The organism is Bacillus sp. 522_BSPC (assembly GCF_001076885.1).
GTDB lineage: Bacteria > Bacillota > Bacilli > Bacillales > Cytobacillaceae > Niallia > Niallia hominis.
Map to the genome: position 1 here is coordinate 1 of NZ_JVDT01000217.1, position 3,499 is coordinate 3,499.

The 3,499-nt window shown below is 37.0% G+C and carries 3 protein-coding genes; 2 read left to right on the plus strand and 1 reads right to left on the minus strand.

Annotation, left to right across the window (positions count from 1 at the left end; all coding sequences use genetic code 11):
- Position 1: 1 nt before the first annotated feature.
- Positions 2-1,363 carry an IS4 family transposase gene (locus ADJ83_RS17695; protein ID WP_048717268.1) on the minus strand — a complete coding sequence of 454 codons (1,362 nt, stop codon included), beginning with the start codon at positions 1,361-1,363 and terminating at the stop codon, positions 2-4.
- 152 nt (positions 1,364-1,515) lie between these two features.
- Here ADJ83_RS17695 and ADJ83_RS26945 point away from each other — a divergent pair, with 152 nt between their 5' ends.
- Together ADJ83_RS26945 and xylE are read left to right on the plus strand one after the other, a co-directional pair.
- Positions 1,516-1,593, plus strand: coding sequence for an AraC family transcriptional regulator (locus tag ADJ83_RS26945; RefSeq protein WP_414630345.1), 78 nt, complete (start codon positions 1,516-1,518; stop codon positions 1,591-1,593).
- A gap of 354 nt (positions 1,594-1,947) precedes the next feature.
- On the plus strand, positions 1,948-3,366 hold the full coding sequence (xylE, locus tag ADJ83_RS17700) for a D-xylose transporter XylE (protein WP_031535810.1): 1,419 nt from the start codon (positions 1,948-1,950) through the stop codon (positions 3,364-3,366).
- Positions 3,367-3,499 lie beyond the last annotated feature (133 nt).

The following is a 3,499-nucleotide window of genomic DNA, read 5'->3' on the forward strand; positions in this document are numbered from 1 at the left end:
CTCAACTTTCGCAGAGTGATATCGGCAAATAAGCCTTGATATAATTAGGAAGGCCAGCGATCCACTGTTCAAGTTGACTTTGAATTATTTTTTTGATTTTCTTATTCGTTTGTTTAAGTGCATCTTGAAGAAGCTCGATCAATTGCTGTAATGCGACAGCCCAATCAAGTTCATTTACTTCATCGCATAATTCGTAAAACAGACCACCTATTGTGCGTTGATCGGTATTACAGCGATTCTGCCACGACAGAACGATAAAACGAGAAAACACAATCGTTGTATGGCAAATAAGCGCGTCATATGAACGGCTTTGGAATTCTTTTTCAAGTTTCAAAAGAGATTTGGCCGCCTTAAAGAATACCTCGATATCCCAGCGCATTCCATAGATTCGGACGATCTCCTGTTCTGAAAGAGTGCAGTCTGTGCTGAGGATGGCAAGCCAGTCGCTTTTCTTATTTCTGTTTTGAATGAATACCACTTTAATTGGTGTTCCATTAGCCATGATCGTATGGATGGAACGAAGAATTCCTTTCTTGGATTGAATGGGTCCAGCTAGGCGGTATAGTTGCTTTAAAGAAACCATCTCCCCGTTTACGTTATAACGTTGTTTTGTTTCTTTGACCATACCAATTACGTCTAATCCTTGATCCACAATAGACTTTACAAGTGGTGGCAATGTAAACCAAGAATCCATAAGGACATAACTTGCATCTATCCCATTGGCTAATGCACGTTTAATCATGTCAGGAACTTGTTCAGGCTCAGTTTGTAATGCATTTTCTCGACGCTTGTATCCACAAGTACGTTTATCAATTTTTTCAGAGATACCATTGATTTGAGACTTTTTTGAACTGACTAAAGAAAAGTCAATTGGCATAAATGTATAGCCATCTGACCAGCCCAAAGTGAGCATACGAAACCCCTTAAAGAAACGCATTTTCAGGGAAGCATGATCAAAACAACGAGCGAGAAGCTCTACCTTTTTACTACGATTTCGGTCATACGCAGAATCATCGATAATCAGTACTTTTGGACGCTCTTTATTCGTAAGGCGAGTCACCTTTTGAATAGTAAAAATGCTCAACAGTAGTAAGAAACGGCGCCAATTAAAAGTTGATTGGTTTAAAAAGCGATAGACGGCATCTTTGGCTGGAAACTGATCGGCTTTCTTTGAATCAAGAAGTGAAAACCAATTTTTGTGCTGGAAAATCAAACAGAAAACAAGCTGAAATAAGTAGGAACAGCTGAAACCGAAGGATTTTTTAATTCCTGCTTGGCGCAGGTGTTTATTCATTTCAAGCTCAGAAAAAACCGAATTAAGTTCTTTTGGTAGTTGATTGTTTTGGCTATTTTGGTCTATCATATAGGGAGCACCTCTTCTGTATGGTAGTGTTTTCTCTACAATTACACTATACCAAAGAATGAGGTGTTATTTCATTTTATTAAACACTGTCAAGCAACATATTTAATAGACCATAGACGCAATACAACTAACGATTTGCACTTATTTTTTTGGTGCGAAAGTTTAGTAGAGTATTTAAAAAAGAGACGGGAATGAGCCCGAGTGAATATAGACTAAAATATCAGCAGTAAAAACAGCGATCATTGGTCGCTGTTTTTTTAGTGCTGAGCATTGCTAAACAATCCTTAATAAAACAAAGAGAAGTAAGGATTTTACAAGAAAGTCTAGATGATAACAAAAAAGTGAAGATGAAAGTGCTATCAAGAATACGCTTTCGTGATAATTTAATAGTATGAAATGAATGAATGAAGTGCTTTATTAAATAGAAATGAAAACGGAATCATCTTAGTATTGTTAGGTTAGGAGGTTAGTAGACTAAAAAATACTATGAATACTAAAAAAGTGATTATTATTAGCTGAAATGAAAAGGCTATCAGTAATCATAAGAGGGGAGGAAAGAAGGAGATTAAGTCTCTTTCAAACATATGGTAAATAAAAATAGTTATTTTTATATTGTACTAATCACGTTGGTTGCGACACTTGGAGGCTTGTTATTTGGTTATGATACAGCAGTAATTTCTGGAGCAGAAGGATCCCTTCAAGCCTATTTTTCAGATGGATTAGGTCTTAGTTCCCTTGTACATGGAATTACCGTTTCAAGTGCTTTAATAGGTTGTATTATTGGTGGGTTTATATCTGGTTACTTCGCTACAAATTTCGGACGCAAATATTCCCTTATTATTGCAGCGGTACTATTTTTAATTTCAGCTCTTGGATCTGCGTTTCCAGAATTTTTGTTTTTCACACAAGGAGAACCAAGCTATGCTCTACTCATTACTTTTAACATCTATCGAATTATTGGGGGAATTGGTGTCGGCTTAGCTTCAGCAATCTCACCTATGTATATCGGGGAAATGGCACCTCCAAAAATTAGAGGTACATTGGTTTCTTTAAACCAATTTGCGATTATCTTTGGAATGCTTGTCGTTTATTTTGTAAACTGGGGTATTGCAAGTGGGCAAACGTTGGAATGGTTAAATGACATTGGTTGGCGCTATATGTTCCTATCTGAAGCAATACCTGCAATCCTATTCTTGGTGTTATTATTCACGGTTCCAGAAACACCACGTTATCTCGTGTCGAAGAATCAGGATGAAAAGGCAATGACTGTTTTGTCCAGAATATATGAAAAAACAATGGCCAAAGCGACTATGTTTGAAATTAAGGCATCCTTTAATGAAAACAATAAATCAAAAGCAAAGCTGTTTACTTTCGGCAAAAAAATTGTAGTTGTTGGAATATTATTATCAGTCTTTCAGCAATTCGTTGGAATCAATGTAGCTCTCTATTATGCCCCACGTATTTTTGAAAGCATGGGTGCGGCAAGAGATGCTTCCATGTTCCAAACGATTATTATGGGCTTAGTCAATGTTGTGTTTACTCTTATCGCCATCTTTACGGTTGATAAATTTGGACGTAAGCCACTATTAATTATTGGTTCTGTTGGAATGACAATTGGTATGTTTGGAGTAGCTGCTATGGCTTTCTCAAACAAAATTGGCATTGCGACCTTGATATTCATTATTATTTATACTGCATCCTTTATGATGTCATGGGGACCAGTAGTGTGGGTGCTAATCTCAGAAATCTTCCCGAATAGAGTTAGAGCACAAGCTGTTGCAATTGCGGTAGCAGCACAATGGGCAGCAAACTACTTTATTTCTTCCACATACCCAGCGATGATGGAGGTAAGTGGTGGCTTAACCTATTCCTTCTATGGAATTATGAGTCTATTATCAGCACTATTTATTTGGAAGTTTGTACCTGAAACAAAAGGTAGATCATTAGAAGAACTGGAGAAAATTCTTGTTAATTCGCAGAAAAAGGATGAAGATGTAGCGTAAGTATTGATGGGAAAAGCAGGGGGGATAGTCCTCTGCTTTTCTTTTAATTTTTGGAGAAGTTGATGGTTTTGGCTGAAAAGGGAGTGTTTTGGCTGATAAAAAACAAATTTGGCTGAAAAGGGAGTGGTTATGG